This window comes from Amycolatopsis sp. NPDC051061 (assembly GCF_040682935.1).
In the GTDB taxonomy this organism is placed as follows: Bacteria; Actinomycetota; Actinomycetes; order Mycobacteriales; family Pseudonocardiaceae; genus Amycolatopsis.
This window is the reverse complement of record NZ_JBFBBZ010000002.1, coordinates 365,080-391,764: the sequence shown is the minus strand read 5'-3', so window position 1 is coordinate 391,764 and position 26,685 is coordinate 365,080. Positions and strand designations below refer to the sequence as shown.

The following is a 26,685-nucleotide window of genomic DNA, read 5'->3' as shown; positions in this document are numbered from 1 at the left end:
ATCGTCATGACCACCGCCACACGGGGTGGCGGTGGTGGGTCACACGGTGTGCTCTTAGCATGCCAATCGACAACGAAGTCCGAGACAAAGGAAGACAGAGTTGTGAGCACCTCAACCGAGGTCCAGCAGGACACGAGGTTCTTCGGGCACCCACGAGGGCTGGCGAACCTCTTCGGCGTGGAGATGTGGGAACGCTTCTCCTTCTACGGGATGCTCGGCATCCTGCCGATCTACCTCTACTACAAGGTCGAACAGGGCGGCTTGGGGCTGGCGCAGGAGTCCGCGCTCGGCATCGTCGGCGCGTACGGCGGGCTGGTGTACCTCTCCGCCGTCATCGGCGCCTGGGTCGCGGACCGGCTGCTCGGTTCCGAACGGACGCTGTTCTACAGCGCCGTGCTGATCATGATCGGCCACCTCAGCCTGGCGCTCCTGCCAGGCATGGCCGGCATCGGCGTCGGCCTCGTGTGCGTCGCGCTCGGCAGCGGCGGGCTGAAGTCGAACGCGACGGCGATCGTCGGCACGCTCTATGCCGAAGGTGACGCGCGGCGCGACGCCGGCTTCACGATCTTCTACATGGGCGTCAACCTGGGCGCCTTCGTCGGGCCGCTGCTGACCGGGCTGGCGCAGACGGAGGTCGGCTTCCACCTCGGCTTCGGGCTGGCCGCGATCGGCATGGCGCTCGGCCTGATCCAGTACACGCTCGGCCGCAAGAACCTCGGCGAGAAGGCCAAGGAGGTGCCGAACCGGCTGCCGTCGTCACAGCGCCTGCCGGCCGTCGGGGCCGCGGTGCTGCTGGCCGCCGCCGTCGTGGTGCTGGTGCTGACCGGCGTCGTCAACCCGGGAAACCTCGCCGACGTCGTCGTCTGGGTGGTCGGCGTGATCTCGGTGATCTACTTCCTGGTCATCCTGACCAGCCGCAAGATCACCGGCGACGAGCGCAGCCGGGTGTTCTCCTTCATCCCGATGTTCATCGCCAGCGCGGCGTTCTTCTCGCTGTACCAGCAGCAGTTCACCGTCGTCGCGGCCTACACCGACCAGCGGCTGAACCGGGACCTGTTCGGCTGGCAGATGCCGGTGTCCTGGGTCAACTCGATCAACCCGGTGTTCATCATCGTGTTCGCCCCGATCCTCGCGGCGCTGTGGACGAAGCTCGGCGAGCGCCAGCCGTCGACGCCGATCAAGTTCGTGCTCGGCACGGTGCTCATGGGCGTCGCGTTCCTGCTGTTCCTGCCGATGGTGGGCAGCGGCCAGAACGCCAGCCCGCTGCTCGCGATGGTGGGCATCCTGTTCGTCTTCACGATCGCCGAGCTGTGCCTCTCGCCGGTCGGGCTGTCGCTGTCGACGAAGCTCGCGCCGGCGGCGTTCCGGACGCAGATGGTCGCGCTGAACTTCCTGTCGATCTCGTTCGGCACGGCGATGTCGGGCAAGCTCGCCGAGTACTACTCGGTGGACGACGAGGCGCCGTACTTCGGCACGGTCGGCGGCGTCGCGATCGTCATCGGGCTGCTGCTCTTGGCGGCGACGCCCTTCATCCGCAAGCTGATGAAGGGCGTTCATTAGCCGACGGTGACTCCGAAGATCACCCCGACGAAGTAGGTCACCACCATGGTGAGGGCGCCGACGCCGACGTTGCGGAGGATCGCGCGCCCCACGTTCGCGTCGCCGAACCTCGCGCTGACCCACCCGGTCAGCGTGAGGCCGACGACGACCGCGGCGGCGCACGCCCACACCCGCAGGGAGACGCCGGCCCAGGCGATGGACAGGATCGGCAGCAGCGCGCCGACGGAGAACGCGAGCAGCGACGCCCAGGCCGCCTGCCACGGGCTCGTGAGGTTGTCCGGGTCGATGCCGAGCTCGGCCTCCGCGTGCGCCTGCAGAGCGTCCTTTTCGGTCAGTTCGCGGGCGACCCGGCTCGCCAGGTCCGGCGAAAGCCCTTTGGCCTCGTAGATGCCGGCGAGCTCGCGCTCCTCGGCCTCCGGCATCGTGGTGAGCTCCTGCTTTTCCAGCCGGAGCAAGGCCTGTTCGGTGTCGCGCTGGGTGCTCACGGAGACGTATTCCCCGCCGGCCATGGAAAAGGCGCCGGCGACGAGCCCGGCGATTCCGGCGGTGAGGATCGTGGTGCTTTCGGTGGTGGCGCCGGCGACCCCGACGACGATGCCGGCGACCGACACGATCCCGTCGTTCGCCCCGAGAACCCCGGCCCGCAGCCAGTTGAGCTTCCCGCCCAGGCCCTGGTGCGGTTCGTGGGCGTGTTCCACGGCGATTTCGGTCACGGAACCAGTGAAACACGAATGGAGAATCGTGGCGAGACAAGGATTCCGGGTCAGGTTCGCCTAATTGATGACTGCCTTACCTAAGTGGTCCTGTGTGGACTCTCAGCCGTTCTGGGTCATGATGGACGGCATGGACGAGCAAGTGTGGCAGCCGCTGAAGACGGTGGAGGGCCTGTCGCTCCAGGGTGGCGAGGGCCGGTTCCGGCTGCTGGAGACGGCGGAGAGCGGCGTGGCGTACCTGATCCACTACCCGGCGGGGGTGGCATCGCCCCCGCACGCGCACGACCACGACTCGATCGTCTACGTCCTGTCGGGCCGGCTGCGCGGCACGGTCGACGGGGTCGAGGCGGAGCTGGAGCCGGGGGATTCGGCGCTGCACCCGCGCGGGGTGACCCACCACGTCGAGGCGTTGACGGACTCGATGTGGGTGGAGTTCAAGTCACCCCGGCCGGCCCGCTCACCCCTCGCCTGAACGCCCCAATGTGGCCTTGGTTGCGTCTGACGCACCGAAGGCCGCCTTGGTTGCGTCTGACGCACCGAAGGCCACATTGGGGCGCTTGGGAACTCTGGGTAAGCGGAAACGCCCGGCCCCGCTCGAAGCGGAACCGGGCGTTTCCCGGAGTGAAGCCTCAGGCGTCCAGCTCGGCGAGGGCCTGCTTGGCCTTCTCGAGCTCGGCCTCCAGCGCCGCGACCTTCGCCGCCTGCGCCTCGCGGGCCTGGTTGATCACCTCGTCGATCGGGCCGGAGAGGTCCGCGTGCAGCTCCTTCGCCGCGCGCGACACCGCCGCCGCCGGGATCTCGAGGCCCTTCGCGACCCACTTCGAACCGTTCTTCAGCTCGGCCTGCCACTCGCCATCGGCGGTGCCGGTGACCGTGAGGATCAGCTCGACCGTGCGGGTCTTCTTCGCCGTCGAGGCCGCCGCACCCTTCGGGCGGCCGCGCTTCGGCTTGGGGGCCTCTTCGGCGACCGGCTCAGCCGGGCTTTCCGAAGAGGCCGGGGACGCGGACTCGGTGACGGTCGCCTCGTCGGTGGAAACCTCCGGAGTCGAAGCCGGAGCCGAAGCCGGGGCCTCGGCCGTTTCCTCGTCGTGCGTCAGGACATCCACGGTCATCGTCGTGTCGTCTCCTTGCCCGGGAAGGGGGTGTGGTTCGCGGCACATTGTAGAACATGCGTTCGACAAGCGCCGCTCGGGGGGTTCATGAAAGAACCCTCCCGGCGCGAAGCCGGAAGGGCTCTGACAAGAGGAACGCTAGCTCACTCCTCGGACTTGCCCGACTTCAGGCCCGACGAGATCAGGTCCATCACCGACGAGTCGGCCAGCGTGGTGACGTCGCCGACCTGGCGGTTCTCCGCGACGTCGCGCAGCAGGCGGCGCATGATCTTGCCCGAGCGGGTCTTCGGCAGCTCCGGCACGACCATGATCTGACGCGGCTTCGCGATCGGCCCGATCTCCTTCGCGACGTGGTTGCGCAGCGCCTGGATGGCCTCGTCACCACCGTCCACGGCGTTGCCGCGCAGGATGACGAACGCGACGATGCCCTGCCCGGTCGTCGGGTCGGTCGCGCCGACGACCGCGGCCTCGGCCACCGTCGGGTGCGAAACCAGCGCCGACTCGACCTCGGTCGTCGAGATGCGGTGGCCGGACACGTTCATCACGTCGTCGACGCGGCCCAGCAGCCAGACGTCGCCGTCGCTGTCGTACTTCGCGCCGTCGCCGGCGAAGTAGAAGCCCTGGTCCTTGAAGCGCGACCAGTACGTGTCGCGGAAGCGCTCCTCGTCGCCCCAGACGCCCCGCAGCATCGACGGCCACGGCTGGTCGAGCACCAGGTACCCGCCGCCGCCCGGGCCGACCTCGGTGCCCTGGTCGTCGACGACCTTCGCGGAGATGCCGGGCAGTGCCTTCTGCGCCGAGCCCGGCTTGGTCGAGGTGACGCCCGGCAGCGGCGAGATCATGATCGCGCCGGTTTCGGTCTGCCACCACGTGTCGACGATCGGGGTCCGGCCCGCGCCGATGTTCTCGCGGTACCAGATCCACGCTTCGGGGTTGATCGGCTCGCCGACCGAGCCCAGCACCCGCAGCGACGACAGGTCGTACTTCTCCGGGATTTCCGCGCCCCACTTCATGAACGTGCGGATCAGCGTCGGGGCGGTGTAGTAGAGGGAGACCTTGTGCTTCTGGATGATTTCCCAGTGCCGGCCCTCGTGCGGGGTGTTCGGCGTGCCTTCGTAGACGACCTGCGTGACGCGGTTCGCGAGCGGGCCGTAGACGATGTAGCTGTGGCCGGTGATCCAGCCGATGTCGGCGGTGCACCAGTAGACGTCTTCGCCGGGCTTGTGGTCGAAGACGTTGTGGTGCGTGTACGCCGTCTGCGTCAGGTAGCCGCCGGAGGTGTGCAGGATGCCCTTCGGCTTCCCGGTCGTCCCGGACGTGTAGAGGATGAAGAGCGGGTGCTCGCTGTCGAACGCCTCAGGAGTGTGCTCTTCGGACTGTCCGTCGACGAGCTCGTGCCACCAGAGGTCGCGCGAGTCGGTCCACGGCACGTCGCCCTCGAGCTGGTCGCCCGTGCGCTTCACGACGATGACCTTCTCGACGGTTTCGGCGCCTTCGAGCGCTTCGTCGACATTGGCCTTCATCGGCGCGGCCTTGCCGCGGCGGAACTGCCCGTCGGAGGTGATCACGACCTTCGCGGCGGCGTCGTCGACGCGGGCCCGCAGCGCCGTCGGGGAGAACCCGCCGAAGACGACGTTGTGCAGCGCCCCGATCCGCGCGCACGCGAGCATCGCGAAGATGGCCTCGGGGACCATCTGCAGCTGGATCGCGACGACGTCGCCGGCGGTGACGCCCAGCGACGCGAGTGCGTTGGCGGCCCTGGAAACCTCGGTCTTCAGCTCGGCGTAGGTGATGTCCCGCGTGTCACCCGGCTCGCCGACCCAGTGGATCGCGACCTGCTCGCCGTGCCCGGACTCGACGTGCCGGTCGACGCAGTTGTACGCGACGTTCAGCTTGCCGCCGACGAACCACTTCGCGAACGGCGCATTGGTCCAGTCCAGTACCGTGGTCCACTTCGTGTCCCACGTCAGCCGCTCCGCCTGCTTCGCCCAGAACGCTTCGCGATCGGCGTCCGCCTCGGTGTAGAGGTCGGCCTTCGCGTTGGCCTGGCCAGCGAATTCGTCGCTGGGCGGGAAGGTGCGGCTCTCGGTGAGCAGGTTGTCCAGGGCTGGGGACTGCTCGGTCATGGTTGCAAGGCCTCCTGTAGTGCGCCGAAACGACGGCTAGCGGCACGCTAGCGACGTTAGTCCGCCTTGTAAAAGGTTGCACCCACGTTGCCCTGTGGTTTCACCGAGGCAGGCGAGCCCCGGTGACTGAGCGTTCGTTCAGCCGCGCCTTCGCCGCCGGCCACTCGGGCTGGAGCATCGAGTAGAGGACGGTGTCGCGCGACGACCCGTCCGGCCGGATCCGGTGCGCCCGCAGCACGCCTTCGCGAAGCGCGCCAAGCCGTTCGATGGCGCGTTGCGAGCGCAGGTTGCGGATGTCGGTCTCCCACGCGACCCGTTGCGCGCCAAGGGTTTCGAACGCGTGCGTGAGCAGCAGCAGCTTCGACTCGGTGTTCAGCCCGGTGCGCTGCCAGTCCGCGCCGATCCAGGTGTGCCCGATCGAAAGGATCCGGTGCGCCTCGACGACCTGGTAGTACGACGTCGTCCCGGCGACGCGGCCGGACGTGACGTCGATCTGCGCGAAGGGCTGCCGTGCGGGGTCGGCGAGCGCCTGCTCGACCATGCGTTCCGCCGCGGGAACATCCCCCGGCTGACGGATGCTCAGCCACGCCCAGATGCCCGGGTCGGCGCCGGCTTCGAACAGGCCCTTGGCGTGCTCGCGCGTCAGCGGCTCCAGGCGGACGTGCTCACCGGACAGGGTCGGTCGGGTGCTCCAGTCGCTCACGTGATCACCGTAACCGCGCCAATGGCTTCCTCTGGTAGCCAATTTCTGAGCATTTCTGAAGGCCACTTCGGCGTTGCCTATGCTCGGCTGACCACGACGAAGGGCGAGATCGATGGCCGAAGAGCGGGAAGAGCTGAGCTGGGAGCTGTTCGGCACCGCGAGCCATGAACTGGCTCACACCATCGCCGACGACGGCTTCGCGCCGGACCTCATCCTGTCCATCGCGCGCGGCGGGTTGTTCGTCGCCGGCGCGCTCGGCTACGCGCTCGACGTCAAGAACCTCCACGTGATGAACGTCGAGTTCTACACCGGCGTCGACCAGCGCCTCGACCTGCCGGTGATGCTGCCGCCGGTGCCCAACGTCGTCGACCTGACGAGCAAGAAGGTGCTGATCGCCGACGACGTCGCCGACACCGGCGCCACGCTCAAGCTGGTCCGCGACTTCTGCGTCGAGCACGTCGCCGAGGTGCGTTCGGCCGTCGTCTACGAGAAGCCGCGCTCGACGGTCAAGTGCGAGTACGTCTGGCGGCACACCGACCGCTGGATCAACTTCCCGTGGTCGGTGCTGCCGCCCGTGGTCTCCCGCGAAGGCCAGGTCCTCGATGCCTGATCCGCTGAAGCCCCTCCTCGACCTCGAAGGCGTCGCGGCGGCGGCGAAGTCCGCGCAGGACGCCGTGTTCGCGGTGCACCGCCTGCCCGCGAACCTCCGCGGCGGCGCGGCGACGGCGGCGGAAGCTTCGGTGCGCGCGGCGCGCGCGTCCGCCGGCATCGAGGGCGCGAACCCCGAACTGCCCGCCGACGGCGCGGTCGACGACCCGATCCTCGCCGGCTCGCTGCGCGTCGCGGAGACGCTGGAAACGCTGCTCCCGACGTGGCGCCGGGCACCGATGCAGGCGCTGGCCCGGCTGCACGTCCTGGCCGCGGCGGACCTCGTCGACGACCTGGATGCGTTGGGGCGCCCGCATTCCGGCGGCGGTCGCCTCGAGCTGCTCGCCCAGCTCGTGACGGGCGCGTCGTCGGTGCCGGGGCCCGTCCTGACGGCCGTCGTGCACGGGGAACTGCTGGCGCTCAAGCCGTTCGGCAGCGCGGACGGCGTCGTGGCCCGGGCCGCGGCCCGCCTGACGATGATCGCGACGGGCCTGGACCCGAAGGCCCTGAGCGTGCCCGAAGTCGCGTTCTTCCGCCGGGTGCCGCGTTATCTCGAAGCCGCCGAAGGATTCGCGAGCGGGGAGCCCGAAGGCGTACGCGCGTGGCTGCTCTTCTGCTGCGAAGCGTTCGAAGCGGGGGCGCGCGAAGCGAAGAGCATCTCCGACGCGGCGTCTTAACCCGACAGTTTCGCCGACCACTTCTCTTCGATGCGCCCGAATCGCCACACCGCGAGCGCGACGACCCACGTCAGCACGAACAGCCCGACGATCCCGAAACCGACGTAGTCCAGGTTCACCGCCGCGATCGCGGCCAGCGGGCCCGAGGTGATGGCCAGCTTCTCGGCGAGGATCGACACCAGCTCGATCGTGCCGATGACGAAGGCGACCGCGACCGACAACGACGTCACCGCGATGTTGTAGAAGATCTTGCGCACCGGCTTCGCGAACGCCCAGCCGTAGGCGAAGTTCATGAAGCAGCCGTCCACGGTGTCGAACAGGCTCATCCCGGCGGCGAAGAGGATCGGCAGCACGAGGATCGCGTACCAGGGCAGGGCGAATGTCGCGGCGCCGGCGGCGAGCACCAGCAGCCCGATCTCGGTCGCGGTGTCGAAGCCCAGGCCGAACAGCACGCCGACGGGGTAGATGTGCCACGGCTTCCGCACGGACTTCGTCGCGCCGCGCAGCAGCCGATTCATGACGCCGCGATTGTTCAGCTGGTGTTCCAGGGCGGCCTCGTCGAACTCGCCGTGGCGCATCCGCTTGAACACCCGCAGGATGCCGACCAGCACGACGAGGTTGAGGATCGCGATCACGTACAGGAACGCGCCGGACACCGACGTCCCGATGAGGCCGGTCGCGTCGTGCAACGCCGAGGAGTCGTCCTCGACCTGCCCGGCCAGCGCTCGGACGCCCAGGGAGAGCAGCAGGCACAGCGCGAAGACGATCGTCGAGTGCCCGAGCGAGAACCAGAAGCCGACCGACAGCGGCCGCTGGCCGTCGGCCATCAGCTTGCGGGTGGTGTTGTCGATCGCGGCGATGTGGTCGGCGTCGAACGCGTGCCGCATGCCGAGCGTGAACGCCGTGACGCCCAGCCCGATCCCGAACACGCCCGTCGTGCCCAGCGCGTAGTGGTGGGGGGCGACGAAGGCCGCCAGCACCACCCAGCCCACGACGTTGAGGAGCAGGATGAACCCCGCCATCCCGCCGATCGACACCCACTCGCGGCGCGAAAGCCCGCGCCGCGAGTCCTCGATCGTGCCCGTGCCCGCCATCGCCCACCGGCCTTCCTCTCATCTGAGAGGTTAGACAGGTGAACAGATGAACGGCAATGACAACCGGGACTCCGCCCCGGGCCGGGGGCTCCGCCACCCGGAACCCCCGAAAGCCGGGTGCTAGCTGGCGCGCACCCGCACCAGGTCCAGCGCCTTGCGAACGTGCCCGCCGGAAGCGTGCAGCGCCTTCGCCGCGCTCGTTACGTCCTCTCCGGAGAGCAAGTGCACCAGCGCCACCTTGAGGTCGCCCCCGGCCTCGGTGAGCGCGTCCGAGCAGTCCGCCATCGTCATGCCGGTGGCTTCCTGCAGGATCCGGATGGTCCGGCCGCGCAGTTTCGCGTTGGTGGCCCGCATGCTGACCATCAGGTTCGAGTAGGTCCGGCCCAGCTTGATCATCGTCGCCGTCGAGAACGACGTGAGGATCATCTTCTGCGCCGTGCCCGCCTTCATCCGGGTCGACCCGGCGATCGCCTCCGGGCCCGTGTCGACGGCGATGAGCACGTCGACGCCCGCCGGCTTGGCGGCCTTCGCGTTGCCCGACACCAGGCCGGTGCGGGCGCCCTGGCGCGACGCGGCCAGCAGCGCGCCCAAGACGTACGGCGTCCGGCCCGACGCCGTCAGCCCCAGCACGAAGTCGCCCGGCTGGACCATGGCGGCCATCTCGGCCGCACCGGCCCCGTCGTCGTCCTCCGCGTTTTCGACGGCTTGGCGCAGTGCGCGCTCGCCGCCGGCGTGGTGCGCGATGAACCAGTCCGACGGCACGTTGAACGTCGGCACGAGCTCGGCCGCGTCCAGCGTGGCCAGCCGCCCGGAGGTCCCCGCGCCGACGTAGTGCACGCGTCCACCGGCCCGCAGGGCGTCCACCGCGTAGTCCACCGCGCGTGCCACCTGGGGCAGCACCGCGGCGACCGCGCCGGGGACTGTGCGGTCCTCGGCGTTGATCGCGCCCAGGATCCCCGCGGTCGACATCAGGTCGATGTCCGTGGTGCGGGGATTGCGGGTTTCGGTCGGCGAATCGACGTGCACCGCCTGCACGGGGACGGTCATCATGCGCCTCACATTTTCTCCGGTCATTACTTGCCGGTTTCCCGCGGACGGCGACGACCGTCCGGCCTGACCCCCATGCGGTGCGAGCCGACGGCGTCCCTGGTGGCGTCCAAGGCGTTGACCGACGCGTCCATGTGCCGCTGCGCGACGCCGATGAACAGGCAGTCGATCACGGTGAGCTGGGCGATGCGGCTGGCCGTCGCTCCCGAACGGAAGGTGGTTTCCCGCGCTGCCGTGGTCAAAACGTAGTCGGCGACCTCGGTGATCGGGGACCGCGGGAAGTTCGTCACGGCGATGGTGATCGCGCCGTGCTCCCGGGCCACCCGCAGCGCCTCGACGGTGTCGGTGGTCGCGCCGGTGTGCGAGACGCCGATCGCGACGTCTCCCGGGCTCAGCACCGCGGCCGAGGTCAGCATGATGTGCGTGTCCGACCACGCGAAGCACACGCGGCCGATGCGGTGCAGCTTCTGCTGCAGGTCCGCGGCGACGAACGCGCTGGCGCCGACGCCGTAGACGTCCGCGCGGCCGGCGCTCGCGACGACCTCGATCACGCGCTGGAGCGTGGCGACGTCGAGCTGCTCGGCCGTCTCTTCGACCGCACGCGCGTCGGCGAAACTGACCTTGCCGATCACGGCGGCCAGATCGTCGTCCGGGCCGATCTCGCCGCCGAGGTTGCGCGTGGTGCGCGCCTCGGTACGCGCGGTGTCCGCGGCCAGCGCGATGCGCAGCTGCGGGTACCCACCGACGCCGACGGCCTTGCAGAACCGCGTCACGGTGGTCTCGCTCGTGTTGGCGGCCAGGGCCACCTCGGTGATGCTGCGTCTCGCGACGTGCCCCGGGTCCTCCAGGACCACCTTGGCCACGCGCTGCTCGGCGCGGGCCAGGCCGGGGAGCAGGGACCGGATCCGCACCAGCGGGCTGGCGTCGGCGTCCCGCACGGGCGTCTGGACCGATACGGGCTCGGACGGTGCCGTGCCGACTACGGATTCGGTATCAATCATCGTCGGAAAGTTACTAACCGTTGGCATTTGCGACAAGGCTACTCACACCCTTCCGTATGATCGCAACCCGTCCGTGTCTGCGGATCTGGATTTGCGATTAATCACTGTCCAGAAAGTCGCCAACCAGGTCGCTCTTGTTAACGAGGCCAAGCTAACGACTTGGCAACTTAGTGTCGCAGTGCAAACGGCAAGGGGACGGTTAACTGGGTCGGAAGTTCGACGCTGAGCGAAAATTCGGTCACCTAGAGCTCAACTGCCAACCCTCTGCGACGAAAGCGGCGGGATTCCGTTCACCGTCGAGGAGTGCTCGGCCGCTCTCGGTGACTTTCACACCGTCGACCGAAACTCCGCGGCCCGTGTAGTTCGGGTCGGTGCTGTAACGCCAGCGGAGGCTGACTGACGCGCCCTGGGGCAGCGCGCCGCTCGCCTTCCACCAGGCACGGTGTCCGTGTCCGGAGAGCGACGTCACATCTCCGGAGGGTGCTCCCGGGCCGGAAACCGACAGCGCGATCGGTTGCCAGTTCACCCCGTCGGTGGAGGCCTGCAGCTGTAATGGATCAGTGGTGCCCTCGGTGTCCACGAAGGCGTGGAAGGACACCCGTGCTTGATCACTTTGCGTAGTAAAGGGACGGGTACTCAGCGTGGCCGTGCTTGCGTTACCCAGCGTGCTCGTCCAGGCGTCCTTTCCGACCTCGGGCTTCACCGCCATGGCCCTCGCCAGCGACGTCGCCCACACCTGCCGCGCGGTGTTGATCGAGCCCCAGTTCCGGGTCGGGTGCACGCGGTTGGTCAGCAGGATGGCGAAGGAGCGCGACTCGGGGTCGATGACCAGCGTCGTCCCGGTGAAGCCGGTGTGCCCGGCGGTGACCGGGGAGGCCAGCGCGCCCATGTACCAGGGCTGGTCGAGCTCGAAGCCGAGGCCGTGCGCGTCGTCCGGGAACTGCTGGTTGTAGTTCGTCAGCATCATCTGCCGCACGGTCTCCTCGCCCAGGATCCGGTGCCCGCGGTAGCTGCCGCCGTTGAGCATCGTCTGGGCGAGGGTGGCCATGTCGTTCGCGGTGCTGAACACCCCGGCGTGCCCGGCGACGCCGCCGAGCGACCACGCGTTCTCGTCGTGCACGCTGCCGCGCACCATGCCGCGCGGCGGGTTGGCCTCGTACTCCGTCGCGGCGATCCGGTTCAGCTTCGACGCGGGCGGGTTGTACCCGGTGTCGGCCATGCCCAGGGGCCCGGTGATCCGGTCGTGGACGACCTTGTCCAGCGATTGCCCGGTCAGCTTTTCGACGATGAAGCCGAGGGTGAGCAGGTTGATGTCGGAGTAGAGGTAGGTCGTGCCCGGCTTGTTCTTCAGCGGGCTGTCGAGCACCGCCTGCCGGCGCGACGGGATGTCCGGGTAGCCGGCCCACAGCGAGGGGATCGGGTCGGCGTCGAACCCGGAGACGTGCGTGAGCAGCATCTTGATCGTGATGGCGGCCTTGTCGCCGGTGGCGAACTCCGGGAAGAAGCGGCTCACCGGCGTGTCGATGGTGAGCTGTCCGCGTTCGACCAGCTGGAGCACGGCGATCGAGGTGAACAGCTTCGAGATCGAGGCCATGTCGAAGATGGTGTCGTTGCGCATCGGGACCTGCTGGTCCGCCGGGAGCTCGGTGCCCGCGGCGTCGGCGTACCGCAACGCGCCGCCGACGGCGTACCGGTCGACGACCACGCCGTCGTGGGCCAGCAGGCCGACCGCGCCGGCGAAGTGCGGGTGCCCGGTGGCGTCCGGCTTCGTCCAGCTCGCGAGGAAGTCCTCGGCGGCCTTGATCGGCGCCGGGTCGAGGTTCACCTCCCGGGGGCTCGCGGTGCGCAGGGTCGTCCACGCCGGGGCGAAGCCCTGCTGCGGCCGGTCGAAGCGGCCCGCGTCGTCGTGGCGTCCGGTGATGGCGCTGGCTCCTGAGGTCAACGTGGTCAGCGCGACCAGCACTCCGGTGGCCGCGGCGATGACCTTCCTAGCACGCACGAGTTCCCCCTCAGCGGTAGAGCAGGTAGCGACGACGTTTCCGGTCGAACTCGGCCAGCTCGGCCCGCCAGGCCCCGGTGACCTCGTCGACGCCCGCGCCGGCGTCGACCATGGTCCGGAGCCGGTCGGACCCGGAGAGCTTGTCGATGTAGTTGTCGGGGCGCCAGGCGAAGACGTCCGGGTGCAGCGCCTTCGCCGTCACGAGCATCGCGACCGCGGTCCGGATCGCGTCGAAGGCCCGCGGGTCGTCGACGCTGACCTGCACACCCGCGCAGGTCTGGTTGACGAACTTGCCGAACGTCGGCACGAAGTAGGTCTCGCGGAACTTCGCCCCGGGCAGCCGCAGGTCTTCGAGCTTTTCGCGCCAGCGCCAGTCGAGGCCGGGCGCGCCGATGATCTCGAACGGCCTGGTCGTGCCGCGGCCCTCGGAGAACACCGTGCCCTCGAACATGCCGGTGCCCGGGTAGACGAGCGCCGTGTCCGGCGTCGGCATGTTCGGGCTCGGCAGCACCCAGTTCAGCCCGGTCTGCGCGAAGAGCGTGTCGCGCTGCCAGCCGCGTACCTGGACGGCGTCGAGTTTCTCGAGCCGGACGCCTTCGCCGGGGAGGAACTCTTCGGCGAAGAAGCGCGCGAGCTCGCCGACGGTCATGCCGTGCTGCTGGACGATCGGCTTCTTCCCGATGCCCGAGGAGAACTTCGGGTCGAGCAGCGGGCCGGCCGACCGGCCGCCGATGGGGTTCGGCCGGTCGAGCACGACGAAGGCGGCTTTGACCTGCGCCGCGGCCACCATCGCCGTGTAGAGCGACCAGATGTAGGTGTAGAAGCGCGCGCCGACGTCGGCGATGTCGAAGACGACGGTGTCGACGCCCGCCTTGGTGAACAGCGAAGCGAGCTTCGTCGCGTCGACGCCGTACGCGTCGTACACCGGTACGCCGGTGCGCGGGTCCGTGTAGTCGCCTTCGGAACCGCCGGCCTGCGCGCTGCCGCGGAAGCCGTGTTCGGGGCCGAAGGCCGCGACCGGCCGCACGCCGGCCGCGACCATCGAGTCGACGATGTGGTCGCCGTTCAGCAGGACCCCGGTCGGGTTCGACAGGACGCCGAGCTTGCGGCCTTTGAAGGACCGCCAGCCCTGCTGGGCCAGCTGCTCGGCACCGGTGAGGAGACGGCCCGGGTGCGCCTGAGCCGGTTCCTGGGCTTCGGGCTGGGCCCCGGCGACGGCCGAGCCGCCCGCCAGGGCCGGGACGGCGAGCGCGCCCGCTCCGAGGAAGTGGCGCCGGTTCAGGTTCACCAGGTCAGCCCGTGGCCGAAGGGGTACTTCACGGTGTGCACGTCGGAACCCGCCGGGATGTCGACCGGCAGCTTCCCGACCGGCTTCGTCTCGCCGAGGATCACCTTGGCCAGTGCTTCCAGCGTCGGCCCGATGTAGCCGTAGGTCGCGAGCCAGGTCTTCACCGTGGACGCGTAACCGGCGTCGTACGGGATCTGCGCGGCGACCGCGACGACCGGCTTGCCGGTGGCCTGAAGGGCGTCGAGGAGCTTGGTCTGCAGCGGGAAACCGCCGATGTTGTTGGTCAGCACGACGACGAGGTCGACGTTCTTGGCGTTCGCGACGGCTTGCGCGATCTGGGCGTCCGTCGGGGCCTGACCGGTCTGGTACGCCGTCGAGGCCGTGCCGTGGGCGGTCAGCTTCTGCGCGAGCGTCGTCGTCGTGGAGACGCCCCAGCCGGTCACGAGCGCCGTGGCGGGCTTCTGCTTCAGCGGCAGGAGGCCGGCGTCGTTCGCGACGGCCGTGATGCCGCGGTCGGCGATGTCCTGCGCCGTCTTGAGGCTCGCCGGCGTGCCGACGGTCTTCATCACCCGGTTCGGGTCGTTGAACGGCGAGAAGAGGATGCCGCGCTCGAACTTCAGCTTCAGGACGCGCAGCACGCTCTGGTCGATCCGCTGCATCGGGATCTCGCCGGACTTCACGGCGGCGAGCACGGCGTTGATGGCGACGTCGAGGTGCACCGGCATAAGCAGCTGGTCGACGCCGGCCTTGAGCGCGAGGACCGGGATCTCGGCGTCGCTGTGCATCTCGCGCACGCCCTGCATTTCGAGGGAGTCGGTGATGACGACGCCGTTGTAGCCCAGCTCGTTGCGCAGCTTGCCGGTGACGATCGGCTTCGACAGCGTGGCCGGCTCCAGCGACGGGTCGAGGCTGGGGAACTGGATGTGCGCGGTCATGATCGAGTCGATGCCGGCCTTGATGGCCGCCTTGAACGGCGGCACGTCGGTGGCCCGCCACTGGGCCTCGGTGCTATCGATCCGCGGCAGGCCGGTGTGGCTGTCGGTCGGGGCGGCGCCGTGGCCGGGGAAGTGCTTCGCGGTGGCGGCGACGGTCTTCGTCGGGAAGTCGGAGTCCTGGTACCCCTTGATTTCGGCGGTGACGAAGTCGCTGGCCAGGCCGGGCTGCCCGGCGAAGGACCGGACGCCGATGACCGGGTTCACGGGGTTGGAGTTGACGTCCGAATCGGGCGCGAAGTCCTGGTTGATGCCGACGGCGCGCAGCTCGTGGCCGAGGATCGTCGCGGCCTTGGTCGCCCGCGCGGTGTCCCGCCCGGCGGAGATGGCCATCGAATTGGGGAACTCGGTGGCGGGCGCGCCCATCCGGGTCACGGTGCCGCCCTCCTGGTCGGCGCCGATCTGCAACGGGATGTGCGCCCCGCTGCCGATGGCGGCCTTCTGGAGGCCGTTGGACAGCTTCGCGACCTGCACGGGGTCGTCGAAGTTGTCGCGCGAGTCGTTGTTGAAGTAGATGACGCCGCCCAGGTGGTACTTCTGGATCACCTGAGCCGGGGTGTCGACCCCGAAGTCCGTCTGGTTCTTCGGGTTCACTTCGTCGGCCGTCTTGCCGTTCACCCAGGTGACGAACAGCTGCCCGACTTTTTGTTCGAGCGTCAGCCCCCGCAGGGCCTGCGTCGCCGCGGCCTCCGCCTGCGCGCCCGCGCTCACCCGCGGTGCACTCGCCGCGGTCGCGACACCCACACCGGTGAGGGCGAGCACCCCCGCGACGGGCAGGGCGAGCGCATGGAACCTCCGATTTCGGGTCGTCACGACCAGCCTCCCAGAAAGTTGCGGGAGCTCGGCGGACGTCAGAAGTCCACTCGGAAGCCCCAGTATCGGGAAGCTACTCACCGAATCGGTCGATGTCCATCGACCGACGGCACCAACGGAGGAGTTCGTACCCGGATCGGTAAGAAAGTCGCCGTTCGCAGGTGCGAGGGGTCCGAACGGGTGGTGACGCGGGTGCTGCTCCGCAACAACCCTGGACGTAACGAGGCGGCGCCCGTGGCCGAGGGCCAACGGGCGCCGCCTGCAAGCGCGTACATCTCGGGCGACCAAGCGTGCAACTCTGGTCGTACCTACATGGACTCGGCGTGTGGCGTCCCACTACGCAGTCCCTAGACGACGAGCCTCCCGCGGCGCGCTGCGCGTGGGTACCCGGAGTCCGCGCACGGAGGTTTGCCGGGGTGGAACAGGCTTCTCTTCTACCTGTTCCCTGGCCGACCGAACGTCCGCACCTACTTTCTACGCCGTGAGCCCGGTCACTTCAAGTGCGCGGACGGGTGCACCGGTACAGAGGCTGGATCGGGTGACACCGGCACCCTGCGCGACGGACAATTCGGGGCTGGGCCAAGCAAAGCGGAGGCCGTACGGCCGTGTGGGTGGCGGCCGGGCGGCTAACGGGACCGACGGCGACGATTGAGGCTGTACCAGGTCGCTCCGGCGGCCACCGCGCCGACGCCGAGAGCGACCATTCCCGCCGATCGTGCCGGGAGCCGGCTGCGCAGCGACATGGGCCGGTCGAAGGCCAGGATCGGCCAGCCGCGGTCGAGGGCCTCGCGCCGCAGGAGCTTGTCCGGGTTGACCGCGTGCGGGTGCCCGACGGCCTCGAGCAGCGGGATGTCGGTGCTCGAATCGGTGTAGGCGAAGCACTCGGCGAGGTCGTAGCCGTGAGTCGCGGCGAGCTGCTTCGCAGCGACGGCTTTGTTGGCGCCGTAGCAGTAGAAGTCCACTTCGCCGGAGTAGCGGCCGTCGACTATCTGCATCCGCGTGGCGACGCTCCGGGTCGCGCCGAGCATTTCCGCGACCGGCGCGACGACCTCCTCGCCGGTCGCCGACAGCACGATGACGTCGTGCCCGTCCTCGCGGTGGCGCGCGATCAGTTCCGCCGCCTCCACGTACACGAGCGGGTCGACGACGTCGTGCAGGGTTTCGCGGACGACCGCCGAAACCTGCGCGACGTCCCAGCCGGCGCACAGCGCGGAAACCTCGGCCCGCAGCCGCTCGGTCTTGTTCTCGTCGGCGCCCGCGAGTGAGAACACCAGCTGCGCGTAGGCACTGCGCAACGCGGCGCGACGGTTGATCAATCCTTCTTTGAGCAATGGTTTGCTGAACGCCAGCGCGCTCGAGGAGGCGATGATCGTCTTGTCCAGGTCGAAGAACGCGGCCACCGCGTACTCCGGGCCCGGGTTCCGGATGCGCGACGGCGCGCTGCTCGGTTCGGCCACCTCCCCAGGATAAGAGCTTGATCGCGGCGCGTCCCGTTGGTCCACCACGCGCGTGGCGCGGCGGCGGAAAATCCATGACAGGAAGGCACTTCCGGCGCGCTGTGCCGTTACCGAACTGTGTGCCTCGCCCGGCGCGCGAACCGGCCACCGGCGGAGTTACAGTGAGGGAGCCCGGTGTCCAACCGGGCCGGTTCAGTCCGACCCCCCGGGGCTGAACCCACGGCGGCCCCCGTCCCTCCCCCCTGGCGGGGGCCGCCCTCTTAACCTTCCTCTTGCCTTTCGGTTCGCACTCTCGGCGTGCGCTGTCTTGCCTTCCGCTAACCTTTCTCGATTCCGTTTTCGCGGGTCGGATTGTGCTTTCTTCAATACTTTTGATTCTTTGAACGCGGGTATTCACGCGGGTTCCCGCCGCACGTGCGTCGCGGGCGGGCGCGATCCTGGCACAGCCCACCGACAGAACCGGCCCGCGAGCCGTCCCGCGGACGGAAGTTGTCCACAACCCCCCGGTTGTCCACAGCCGCGCGTCCGCCCCATTGCGCTCCCGAGCCGCCCACCGCGACGGTGGAACCCGGGCCACCCACGGCCCGCACCGACGACGGGGGAGGAACACATGACGGGGGAACGACCGATCGTGGTCGCCACGGACGAAACCGTGCTCGACGAGATCCTGCGCGTGGCCGCGGTCGCGGGCTGCGAGCTCGACCGGGCACCGGACCTGACGGCGGCCCGCGGGCACTGGGCCCGGGCGCCACTGGTGATCCTCGACGAAGAAGCCGCGCGGCTCCCGCCCGTCCTGCCCCGGCGGCGCGGGATCCTCCTGGTCTGCAAGGGCAGCCCGGGGCCGCGGACGTGGGAGCTCGCGTTCCACGTCGGCGTCGAGCGCGTGATCTCGTTGCCCGACGAGGAGACCGAGCTCGCGGGCGCGTTCGCCGACGTCGTCGAGACCCCGGCGGAGGAAGCCGGCCTGGTGCTCGCCGTGGTCGGTGGCCGGGGCGGCGCGGGCGCGTCCGTCTTCGCCGCGACGCTGGCACTGGCGGCCGACCGGGATCCGGGCGGCGCCCTGCTGGTGGACTGCGACCCCCTCGGCGGCGGTCTGGACCTGTTGCTGGGCCTGGAAAAGACGCCCGGGCCGCGCTGGTCGGAGGTGCGGCTGAGCGGCCGGGTCTCGGTACCGGCGCTGGCGGCGGCGCTCCCGCAACGAAGGCACCGCGGCGGCAGCCTGCCGGTGCTGGCGTGCGGCCGGGAGGGCGAGGGCCCGGCGGTCGAGTCCCTGTCGGCGGTCCTCGCGGCCGGCCGCCGCTCGGGTCGCACGGTGGTCTGCGACCTCCCGCGCACGCTGGGCGACGCGGCGGCGGAAGCGGTCGCCGTGGCCGACCTGGTGGTGCTGGTGGTGCCGGTGGAGTTCCGCGCCTGCATGGCGGCGAAGCAGGTGCTGCGGCCGCTCTCGGAACTGACGGCCCGGCTGGGGGTGGTCGCGTGTGGACGGTCCCGGGCCGGCGTCTCGCCCCTCCGGACGGCCGGCCTCCTCGGCCCGCCCTTGCTGGCGTCGATGGCCCCGGAGCGGGGCTTGCCGGTGGCGATCGAACGCGGCGAGTTTCCCGCCAAGCCGTCAGGTCCCTTGGCGACGGCGGCAGCGGACGTCTTGGCGGTGGCGCGCCGCGAGGCCCGGGCGGCGGCCCGATGACCGCCCGGCTCCGCCCGCCCGGACCTCCGATCAGGGTGGCCGAGCTCCTGCTGCCCACCGTCCTGACCCTCGCCGGCCGCGGACCGGTGAGCGCGAAGAACTTCCTGACCGTGCTGGCCGGCACCCGCGTGACAGCCAACCGCACCCGGACCGAGGCGGCGAACCCGTGACCACCGACTTCGTCGACCGCGTCCGCAACCGCCTCGCGGGCGAGCGCCGCCAAGCCGACCCGGTCGCCGTCGCGACGGCGGTCCGCGCCGAAGCCGGCGGCGCCCTCGGCCACGACGCGGTGCTCGACGCGGTTCGCCAGGCCCGCGACGAGTTCGTCGGCGCCGGCCCGCTGGCCCCGCTCCTCGAGAACCCGGCGACGACCGATGTGCTGGTGACCGGCCCGGGGGAGGTCTGGACGGACGGTCCGGACGGCCTCACCCGCACCGGCATCCGGTTCACCGACGAAGAAGCCGTCCGCCGCCTGGCCCAGCGTCTCGCGCTCGCGGCCGGGCGCCGGCTCGACGACGCACAGCCCTATGTGGACGGCTGGCTGCCCGGCGCCGGCCCGCACGGCCGCATCCGGGTGCACGCCGTCCTTCCGCCGGTCGCGGCCGTCGGCACGTGCCTGTCCCTCCGCGTCCTGCGCCCGGCGACGCACGACCTCACGACCCTGCAGGAGCTTGGCGCGTTCGACGCGAACGGCGCGAAGCTGCTGAAGACGGTGGTCTCGCGGCGGATGGCGTTCCTCGTCACCGGCGGCACCGGCGCGGGCAAGACGACGCTGCTCGCCGCCCTGCTCGGTGCGGTCGACCCGGCCGAGCGGATCGTCTGCGTCGAGGACGCCGGCGAGCTGCAGCCCGCGCACCCGCAGTTCGTCAGCCTGGTCGCCCGCCCGGCCAATGTGGAGGGTGCGGGTGCGGTGGGCCTGCCGGAGCTCGTGCGCCAGGCGCTGCGCATGCGTCCCGACCGCCTGGTGGTCGGCGAGGTCCGCGGCGCCGAGGTCGGCGCCCTGCTCACGGCCCTGAACACCGGCCACGACGGCGGCGCGTGCACGGTCCACGCGAACTCACCGGCCGAGGTGCCGGCCCGCATCGAGGCCCTGGCGGCACTCGGCGGCCTCGGCCGCGAAGCGGTGCACAGCCAGCTCGTCGCGGCGATCCGCGTGGTCCTCCACATGCGACGCGAGCCCGGCGGCCGTCGCCGCCTCGCGGAGGTCGGCGTACTCCGCGCGGAACACGGCCGGGCGCGAGTCGTGCCGGTGTGGCGCGCGGGCCGTTGGACGGTCGACCGCCACCTGTTCGTCACGACGGGGGCGATCGCGTGCTGACTCTCCTGCTGGTGCGCATCTCCCTGCTGGTGAACATCTTCCCGCGTAGAAGAAGGAGACCACGATGATCACGGCGTGGTTCCCGCTCTGCGTCGGCGCGGCCCTGGCGTGCTGGCCCGCGGCACCGACCAGGCTCCAGGCCGCGGTCGAGCAGCCGACGCCGGTCCGCCTGCCCGACATGTGGGCCGCACTCCGATGGCTGCTCCCGGCCGCCCTGGCCGGCTTGCTCGCAGGCCCCGGAGGCGCGATCGCCGCCGGCGTGCTGACGGTGGCGTGGCACCAAGAGCGCCGAGCCCACCGCCGGACGACGGCGGAACTGGAAATGGCAGCCCACACGGCAACGGCATTGCGCACAATGGTGTCCGAACTCCGTTCCGGCGCGCACCCGGTAACGGCGGCGGAAGCAGCGGCAGAGGTCGTACCCGCGGTATCGGGCGACCTCCGCGCCCTGGCAGCATCGGCCCGCCTCGACGGCGAGCTGCGGGCATCGGCTCTCCCGGGATTGGCCGCGGCCTGGACATTGGGCAAGCGCTACGGCCTCCCGATGGCCGACGTCCTGAACGCAGCCCGCCGCGACGCCGAAGCGAGCCTGACCTTCGCCCGCCGAACCCGCGCGAAGCTGGCAGGGCCCCGAGCAAGCGCGGCGGTGCTCACCGGCTTGCCGGCCTTGTGCGTACTGCTCGGCCAGGCGATGGGCGCGTCTCCGATGTCGGTGCTGGCGGAGAGCGGGCCAGGTCAGTTGTTGCTGGTAGTGGGCAGCATCCTGCTCTGGGCCGGAACGGCCTGGTGCCGCGCCTTGACGGGCCGGGTGCGAATCCGATGAACGCGACCGCACGCCGGCTCTTTGTCGCGCGCCCATCCGGCGGGAGCGGCCGATGAACGCAACCACGCTTCAGCTCTTCAGCCGCGTGCCCGGCCGGCGGGAGCGAATCCGATGAACGCGACCTCGCTCCTTCTCCTCTCCGCGGCTCTCTTCATCTGGCCGAGCGACTCCGCGGCGGCACGGCGCTTCACCTGGCTGGCCGGTAGCCGAAGCCCCGAGCCGCACAAATGGCCCCGGGCCGTCCCGCCCATCGCAGCCACCCTGGGCGGCGTATCGACGGCGGTGCTCGTCGGCGGGCTCCCCGGCGTGGTCGTGGGCGCATTGGCGACCGCCGCCGGATGGTGGGCGATCCGCCGCACCCGGCGGCCGCGCGCACCCACCGTCGACCTGGCGGCCAAGCTCCGGCTCGCCGGAACGCTCGATCTCCTGGCGGCGTGCCTCCGAGCCGGACTGCCGGTCCCCACGGCCCTCGATGGGGTGGCCGGCACCGCGCCGGCCGAGGCAGGCACGGCACTGCGCTCCACCGCCGGCCTCCTCGCCCTCGGCTCCGGCGCGGACGAGGCGTGGGCACCGGTGCAGACCTTCCCGGGCCTCGGCGAGCTGGCGGCCGCGGCGATCCGGACGTCCCGCTCGGGCGCGGCGTTCGCCGCGGCGGCCGCCGACCTCGCCGGACGGTTCCGAGAGGAGCTGGCCACCGAGGCCGAGGAACGCGCGGAACGAGCCGGGGTGGCGCTGGCGCTGCCGGTCGGCCTGTGTTTCCTGCCGGCCTTCTTCTGCCTGGGCGTGCTGCCGGTCGTCCTCGGCCTGGCCGGACGCCTCGGCCCGCTCTTCTGACCCACCACCGACAAGTACTGAAGGGAAACCCATGCGCGCGCCCAACCGACGGCCCACCTCCGACGACGGCTCCACAACGGTCGAGTACGCGATCGTCACGGTGGCGGTCGCCGCCTTCGCGGCCGTCCTCTACACCCTCCTCACCGGCGACTCGGTGGTTTCGTGGCTGACGAGCCTGGTGATGAAAGCCCTGACGGTGCCGTCGTGAGCCGCGAAGACGAAGGCGCGGTGACGGTCGAAGCGGCGCTCGGCCTGGCTGGCTTGACGGTGGTGACGGTCCTGCTGGTCGCGGGCCTCACGCTGCTGACGAGCCAGCTGCGCTGCACCGACGCGGCCCGCGAGGCCGCCCGGCTCCTGGCCAGGGGCCAACCCCACGAGGCCGCGGCCGCCGTCCACCAGATAGCCCCAGCCGGGGCAAACCTCGACATCCACCAGGCGGGCGACGCGATAACGGTCAAGGTGAGCGCCCACCCGGCCGGCGGCCTGCTCCCGGCGATCGACCTGAACGCGACGGCGTACGCGGTGGCCGAGCCGGGCACGGAGGCCGCCGATGCGGCAGGTTGATCCGCGCCACGGCGCCGGTCCGGACAGCGGCGTGGCGACGATCTGGACGGCGATGGCGGTGGCCGCACTGACGGGAGTGGCGGTGCTGGGCTGCTGGCTCGGCGCGGCGGTCCTGGCCCGCCACCGAGCGGAGAGCGCCGCGGACCTGGGCGCGCTGGCAGCGGCCTCGCACGCGGCAGAAGGCCCGGCCCAAGCCTGCGAGCGCGCGAGGTGGATCACGGACCGGATGGCGGTCAGCCTCCTGACCTGCAGATGGCAGCGGCTGGACGCTTTCGTCGAGGTCCAGGCGCCGAGCCTGGGTTTCGGCGGACTGCCAGGCCCATCGGCGAGGGCCCGCGCCGGACCCACCGGCCAACCCCCGTGAGCGGCCTTCGCTGCGCCGGGCGCGGGTGCATGCCCGTCGTCGCGCTCCGAGGAACCGGCACCGACCCCCCGCGACCCGCTCACCGGGACACCCGTCGACACCGCCGCTCGGCGGACGCCGACCGGTCGGTATGCCACGGTGACCGGCTGATCCGTCCGACCGGACGATAAGCGGCTGATGGTCACGCGCAGCGGTCGGTGGTGCACGGTGAGCGGTCGAAACCACGGCCTACCTGCGCCGATAGGCGGCGTCTCGGCGACCGCGCATCCCGTCAGAGGGCTGTCGATCCTGGGGCTTCGCGCGACGAGCGGTCCGTGGGCGGCTGCCGTTCACCGTCGATCCGCGCCGCCGGGTTCGGTCGGGCGGTAGGGACTACCGGGCGTTCATCGCCGCGTAACCACCGGTTGTCGCGTGGGGGTTCCGGGCAATGTGCAACTTGCCGTTAAGTGAGATGTGCGACACCACGGCAAGGTTTAGCGGGTCGCGGAGAACCGGAACCTAAGGCAGGAAAGACAATGTTGGACGCGAATTGGCCGGACAGCTGGCGCGGTGCCTTCCGCATCGAACTGCGGGCGGAGGCGATCGGTCTCGCCTGGCGCGGCTGGCCGGTGCTCCCGGGTGTCGACTCCGCTCCGCTCGCCGGCGGCGACGACCTCACCTGGCGACGCCCGGTCCCGGCCAGTGACCACTGGCGTGAGCAGATCGGCACCCACGCCCACGAGGTCGCCACCTGGTTCTCCGACCGCACCCACAGCCTGCTCGTCGCCACCGGCACCGTGCTCGACGCCCTCGAGGTCGACGACGAACTCGGCAAGCGCGCCTGCCGCCTGCTCCGCGCGCTCGGCCACCCCGCGCCCATCGTCGCGATGCCGAACGGCCGCTGGCTCTTCCTCACCACCGTCGCCGACCACATCCCGGCCGAGCTGGCGACCCGCGCCTCGATCCAGTGGCACGGCAAGGACAGCTACATCCCGCTGCCCCCGTCGCCGTTCCAGCACGGTGTCGTGCACTGGCGCGTCAAGCCCGAGGTGTGCGGCTGGCAGCTGCCGGACGCCGCCGAGGTGCACGACGTCCTCGTCCGCGCCCTGGCCGGCGCCGACGCCGCGCAGCTGGTCCACACCACCGCGGCCTGAACCACCCGAACCACCGCCGCCGGCCGGTCCCAACCCGGCCGAGGCGGAGCAGGACACAACTCCATGAACCACAAAGTGGCCGTCTCAAGCGCCGTGTTGACGCAACGCCCCGAGCACGGTGCCCAGGACAGCCACTGCTCCCGCCTTGTCCAGCGGATCGTTGCCGTTCCCGCACTTCGGCGACTGGACGCAGGACGGGCATCCCGTCGGGCACTCGCAGGAGACGATCGCCTCCCGCGTAGCGACCAGCCACGGGACAATCGCGGCATAACCGCGTTCGGCAAATCCCGCACCCCCGGGATGGCCGTCATGCACGAACACCGTCGCCTCCCCGGTGTCTTCGTGCCACGCGGTACTCACCCCGCCGATGTCCCATCGGTCGCACGTAGCGAACAGCGGTAGCAGGCCGATCGCCGCGTGCTCGGCGGCATGCAGGGCACCGGGGACTCGTGCCGGAATCAATCCGGCACTCCCCGGTGCCCTGCCACCCTCGTGAACGGGCCCCCGACCGTTTGCCGGGGTTTCCTCCCCGGTCCCCACCGGCCCCGCAGATTCGGTCCCCACCCGATGGCCCCCGGTCCCCACCTCGCCATCAGCCGAAATGCCCGAGCCGCCCGCGCCACCCTCAGTCGCGGAGCCAGCCGAAGCGTCCGGGCCACTCGAAGGCGCCGCGCCCGCCGAAACCGGCGAAGCGTCCGAAGCCCGCGGACCATCGGTCCCGAGCAGCTCCGACGAGATCGTGTACCAGACCGCCCGGGTGCGCAGGCTCTGCTCCGGCAGATCGAGCGGCGTGTGGTCCAGCACCTCGCCCGACGGACGTCGCCGCAGGTAGCCGATCACCTGCGACGTCACCGCCACCTCGCCCAGGCACACACTCACCCCGCCGAAGTCCTGTTTCTCCTGCGTGCTCAGCACCGCGATGTCCACGATCTCGCGCGGGGTCGTCGTCCAGTCCGGGTTCTCCGCGTGGACCATCGCCAAGCCTTGCTCCAGGTCCAGCTCGTCGACCACGTACGACGACCCCTGGTGCAGGTAGACCGCGCCGGGGTGGACCGCGAAGCACGCCGACCCCGGGTCGACCGTGCCCAGCATCCGCCCGGAGTCCGACTCGACCACCGCGATCTGCTCGCCGCCCGTCCCGCGGATCCCGACCTCGGCGTGCGGCCGGTCCCGGGACGTCCAGTACCAGCCGCTCGACCGGCGCCGCAGCAATTTCTGCTCCGCCAGCTCGGCCAGCACGTCCTGGGCCGCCGCGCCGCCGAACACCTCCAGCTCGGCGAGCGTCAGCGGCAGCTCGGCCACCGCGCACGCGAGCTGCGGCGCCAGCACGTACGGGTTCGCCGGGTCGAGCACCGCCGTCTCGACCGGACGGTCGAGCAGCGCCGCCGGGTGGTGCACCAGGTACGTGTCGAGCGGATCGTCGCGCGCCACGAACACCACCAGCGCCGAGTCGCCGGAGCGGCCCGCCCGCCCGGCCTGCTGCCAGAACGACGCGAGCGTGCCCGGGTAGCCGGCCAGCACCACCGCGTCCAGCCCCGCGATGTCGACGCCGAGCTCGAGCGCGTTCGTCGTCGCGACACCCAGCAGGCGCCCCGACAGCAACGCCGCTTCAAGCGCTCGCCGCTCCTCCGGGAGATAGCCGGACCTGTACGCCGCAACGGTTTCCGTCAACGCGGGGTCCACTTCGGACAATATGCGACGCGCACCCAGCGCGGCCAGCTCCGCACCCCGTCGCGACCGGATGAACGCCAGTGACCGCGCGCCTTCGACGACCAGGTCCGCCAGGATCCGCGACGTCTCCGCGCCCGCCGACCGCCGGACCGGCGCGCCGTTCTCCCCGGTCAGCTCCTCCAGCAGCGGCGGCTCCCACAACACGACCGTCCGAGCGCCGCGCGGTGACGCGTCCTCCGTCACCGCCTCACACGAAACCCCGGTAAGCCGCGAAGCGAACGAAGCAGGCGAAGCCGTTGTCGCCGATGCGAGCACGAACACCGGCGAAGCGCCGTAATGCTCGGCGACGCGCCGAAGCCGGCGAAGCAGCAACGCGACGTGCGAGCCGAAGACGCCGCGGTAGCTGTGGCACTCGTCGACCACCACGCAGCTGAGCCGCCGGAAGAACTGCGCCCACCGCCCGTGCTGCGAAAGGATCCCGCGGTGCAGCATGTCCGGGTTGGTGAACACCCAGTTGGCGTGCGCGCGCACCCAGTCGCGCTCCACCATCGGCGTGTCCCCGTCGAACGACGCCGCCCGGACGCCCGGGACGTCCAAAGAGGACACGGACCGCAGCTGGTCCGCCCCCAGCGCCTTGGTCGGCGACAGGTACAGCGCGTTCGCCTTCTCGCCCGCGGCCAGCCGCGACAGCACCGGCAGCTGGTAGGCCAGCGACTTGCCCGACGCCGTGCCGGTCGAAATCACGACGTGACGACCTTCGTACGCGTGCGAAGCCGCCTCCGCCTGGTGCGCCCACGGCAGCGACACCCCGCAGTCACGCAGCGCGTTCACCACCGCCGGATCGGTCCACGAAGGCCACGGCACGGACCGCGCCGAGCGGCCCGGCAGGTCCGCGACGTGCGTGACCGGGTTCTCGCGCGACGGGATGCCGGCGGTCACCCGCCCCAGCAGCCGCCGCCCACGTGAGTCGTCCACCAGCCGAGCTTGGCACAGGGGTACGACAGTTCCGGAGATCCCCGCGACCCCAACGAAATCCGGGCGAAGGGATCGATCAAGTGAGGAGG

Annotated in this window: 25 protein-coding genes; 13 read left to right on the top strand and 12 right to left on the bottom strand. The window is 70.6% G+C overall.

Going from position 1 to position 26,685, the window contains the following annotated elements; all coding sequences use genetic code 11:
- The first annotated feature begins 102 nt into the window (after window positions 1-102).
- The gene (locus AB0N03_RS04610; protein WP_364365288.1) at window positions 103-1,560 is read left to right on the top strand and encodes a peptide MFS transporter; all 1,458 of its coding nucleotides are present in this window, start codon (window positions 103-105) and stop codon (window positions 1,558-1,560) included.
- On the opposite strand, the gene AB0N03_RS04605 is transcribed toward AB0N03_RS04610, so the two are convergent.
- The gene (locus AB0N03_RS04605; protein ID WP_364365285.1) at window positions 1,557-2,273 is read right to left on the bottom strand and encodes a VIT family protein; all 717 of its coding nucleotides are present in this window, start codon (window positions 2,271-2,273) and stop codon (window positions 1,557-1,559) included. The two genes, AB0N03_RS04610 and AB0N03_RS04605, sit on opposite strands and share 4 nt — an antisense overlap.
- Before the next feature lie 118 nt (window positions 2,274-2,391).
- On the opposite strand from AB0N03_RS04605, the gene AB0N03_RS04600 reads away from it, so the two are divergent.
- The gene (locus AB0N03_RS04600; protein ID WP_364365390.1) at window positions 2,392-2,745 is read left to right on the top strand and encodes a cupin domain-containing protein; all 354 of its coding nucleotides are present in this window, start codon (window positions 2,392-2,394) and stop codon (window positions 2,743-2,745) included.
- Window positions 2,746-2,902: 157 nt separating this feature from the next.
- On the opposite strand, the gene AB0N03_RS04595 is transcribed toward AB0N03_RS04600, so the two are convergent.
- The 3 genes from AB0N03_RS04595 to AB0N03_RS04585 form a co-directional block, all read right to left on the bottom strand.
- Window positions 2,903-3,385 carry a DUF6319 family protein gene (locus tag AB0N03_RS04595; protein ID WP_364365282.1) on the bottom strand — a complete coding sequence of 161 codons (483 nt, stop codon included), beginning with the start codon at window positions 3,383-3,385 and terminating at the stop codon, window positions 2,903-2,905.
- Between the two features lie 143 nt (window positions 3,386-3,528).
- The gene (gene acs, locus AB0N03_RS04590) at window positions 3,529-5,511 is read right to left on the bottom strand and encodes an acetate--CoA ligase (RefSeq protein WP_364365279.1); all 1,983 of its coding nucleotides are present in this window, start codon (window positions 5,509-5,511) and stop codon (window positions 3,529-3,531) included.
- Between the two features lie 100 nt (window positions 5,512-5,611).
- Complete coding sequence (locus tag AB0N03_RS04585) at window positions 5,612-6,214, bottom strand: GNAT family protein (RefSeq protein ID WP_364365276.1); 603 nt, start codon at window positions 6,212-6,214, stop codon at window positions 5,612-5,614.
- A gap of 112 nt (window positions 6,215-6,326) precedes the next feature.
- Between AB0N03_RS04585 and AB0N03_RS04580 the strand changes: the two genes are divergently transcribed.
- A complete protein-coding gene (locus AB0N03_RS04580; protein ID WP_364365273.1) occupies window positions 6,327-6,824 on the top strand; it encodes a phosphoribosyltransferase in 498 nt (165 codons plus the stop codon).
- On the top strand, window positions 6,817-7,539 hold the full coding sequence (locus AB0N03_RS04575) for an oxidoreductase (protein WP_364365270.1): 723 nt from the start codon (window positions 6,817-6,819) through the stop codon (window positions 7,537-7,539). Before AB0N03_RS04580 ends, AB0N03_RS04575 begins: the two co-directional genes overlap by 8 nt.
- Here AB0N03_RS04575 and AB0N03_RS04570 read toward each other — a convergent pair.
- From AB0N03_RS04570 to AB0N03_RS04540, 7 genes are all read right to left on the bottom strand, one after another.
- On the bottom strand, window positions 7,536-8,633 hold the full coding sequence (locus AB0N03_RS04570) for a HoxN/HupN/NixA family nickel/cobalt transporter (protein ID WP_364365267.1): 1,098 nt from the start codon (window positions 8,631-8,633) through the stop codon (window positions 7,536-7,538). The two genes, AB0N03_RS04575 and AB0N03_RS04570, sit on opposite strands and share 4 nt — an antisense overlap.
- A gap of 120 nt (window positions 8,634-8,753) precedes the next feature.
- Window positions 8,754-9,683, bottom strand: a complete 930-nt coding sequence (locus AB0N03_RS04565) for an N-acetylmuramic acid 6-phosphate etherase (protein WP_364365264.1) — start codon at window positions 9,681-9,683, stop codon at window positions 8,754-8,756.
- Window positions 9,684-9,706: 23 nt separating this feature from the next.
- Complete coding sequence (locus tag AB0N03_RS04560) at window positions 9,707-10,681, bottom strand: MurR/RpiR family transcriptional regulator (RefSeq protein WP_364365261.1); 975 nt, start codon at window positions 10,679-10,681, stop codon at window positions 9,707-9,709.
- A 238-nt stretch (window positions 10,682-10,919) separates the two neighbouring features.
- On the bottom strand, window positions 10,920-12,644 hold the full coding sequence (locus tag AB0N03_RS04555) for a serine hydrolase (RefSeq protein WP_364365388.1): 1,725 nt from the start codon (window positions 12,642-12,644) through the stop codon (window positions 10,920-10,922).
- Between the two features lie 46 nt (window positions 12,645-12,690).
- Window positions 12,691-13,968 (bottom strand): DUF1343 domain-containing protein, encoded by a 1,278-nt coding sequence (locus AB0N03_RS04550; RefSeq protein WP_364365258.1) that lies wholly within the window; start codon window positions 13,966-13,968, stop codon window positions 12,691-12,693.
- On the bottom strand, window positions 13,965-15,722 hold the full coding sequence (locus AB0N03_RS04545; protein WP_364365385.1) for a glycoside hydrolase family 3 protein: 1,758 nt from the start codon (window positions 15,720-15,722) through the stop codon (window positions 13,965-13,967). The genes AB0N03_RS04550 and AB0N03_RS04545 overlap by 4 nt, the downstream gene beginning before the upstream one ends.
- Before the next feature lie 677 nt (window positions 15,723-16,399).
- Entirely contained in the window at window positions 16,400-17,230 is an 831-nt protein-coding gene (locus tag AB0N03_RS04540) for an HAD family hydrolase (RefSeq protein ID WP_364365255.1), read from the bottom strand.
- Window positions 17,231-17,840: 610 nt separating this feature from the next.
- Between AB0N03_RS04540 and ssd the strand changes: the two genes are divergently transcribed.
- From ssd to AB0N03_RS04495, 9 genes are all read left to right on the top strand, one after another.
- Complete coding sequence (gene ssd / locus AB0N03_RS04535; protein WP_364365252.1) at window positions 17,841-18,914, top strand: septum site-determining protein Ssd; 1,074 nt, start codon at window positions 17,841-17,843, stop codon at window positions 18,912-18,914.
- Between the two features lie 35 nt (window positions 18,915-18,949).
- Window positions 18,950-19,084, top strand: coding sequence for a hypothetical protein (locus tag AB0N03_RS04530; protein WP_364365249.1), 135 nt, complete (start codon window positions 18,950-18,952; stop codon window positions 19,082-19,084).
- The gene (locus AB0N03_RS04525; protein WP_364365246.1) at window positions 19,081-20,232 is read left to right on the top strand and encodes a TadA family conjugal transfer-associated ATPase; all 1,152 of its coding nucleotides are present in this window, start codon (window positions 19,081-19,083) and stop codon (window positions 20,230-20,232) included. Before AB0N03_RS04530 ends, AB0N03_RS04525 begins: the two co-directional genes overlap by 4 nt.
- 64 nt (window positions 20,233-20,296) lie before the next feature.
- Complete coding sequence (locus tag AB0N03_RS04520) at window positions 20,297-21,055, top strand: type II secretion system protein (RefSeq protein WP_364365243.1); 759 nt, start codon at window positions 20,297-20,299, stop codon at window positions 21,053-21,055.
- Between the two features lie 111 nt (window positions 21,056-21,166).
- Window positions 21,167-21,889 (top strand): type II secretion system F family protein, encoded by a 723-nt coding sequence (locus AB0N03_RS04515; RefSeq protein WP_364365240.1) that lies wholly within the window; start codon window positions 21,167-21,169, stop codon window positions 21,887-21,889.
- A 31-nt stretch (window positions 21,890-21,920) separates the two neighbouring features.
- Window positions 21,921-22,097 (top strand): DUF4244 domain-containing protein, encoded by a 177-nt coding sequence (locus AB0N03_RS04510; protein WP_364365237.1) that lies wholly within the window; start codon window positions 21,921-21,923, stop codon window positions 22,095-22,097.
- Window positions 22,098-22,117: 20 nt separating this feature from the next.
- Complete coding sequence (locus AB0N03_RS04505; protein WP_364365382.1) at window positions 22,118-22,453, top strand: TadE family type IV pilus minor pilin; 336 nt, start codon at window positions 22,118-22,120, stop codon at window positions 22,451-22,453.
- The gene (locus tag AB0N03_RS04500) at window positions 22,440-22,817 is read left to right on the top strand and encodes an Rv3654c family TadE-like protein (protein ID WP_364365234.1); all 378 of its coding nucleotides are present in this window, start codon (window positions 22,440-22,442) and stop codon (window positions 22,815-22,817) included. Before AB0N03_RS04505 ends, AB0N03_RS04500 begins: the two co-directional genes overlap by 14 nt.
- A gap of 515 nt (window positions 22,818-23,332) precedes the next feature.
- Window positions 23,333-23,950 (top strand): bifunctional DNA primase/polymerase, encoded by a 618-nt coding sequence (locus AB0N03_RS04495; RefSeq protein ID WP_364365232.1) that lies wholly within the window; start codon window positions 23,333-23,335, stop codon window positions 23,948-23,950.
- Window positions 23,951-24,034: 84 nt separating this feature from the next.
- Here the strand turns inward: AB0N03_RS04495 and AB0N03_RS04490 are convergent, their stop codons facing one another.
- A complete protein-coding gene (locus tag AB0N03_RS04490) occupies window positions 24,035-26,560 on the bottom strand; it encodes a DEAD/DEAH box helicase (protein WP_364365379.1) in 2,526 nt (841 codons plus the stop codon).
- Window positions 26,561-26,685: the final 125 nt, after the last annotated feature.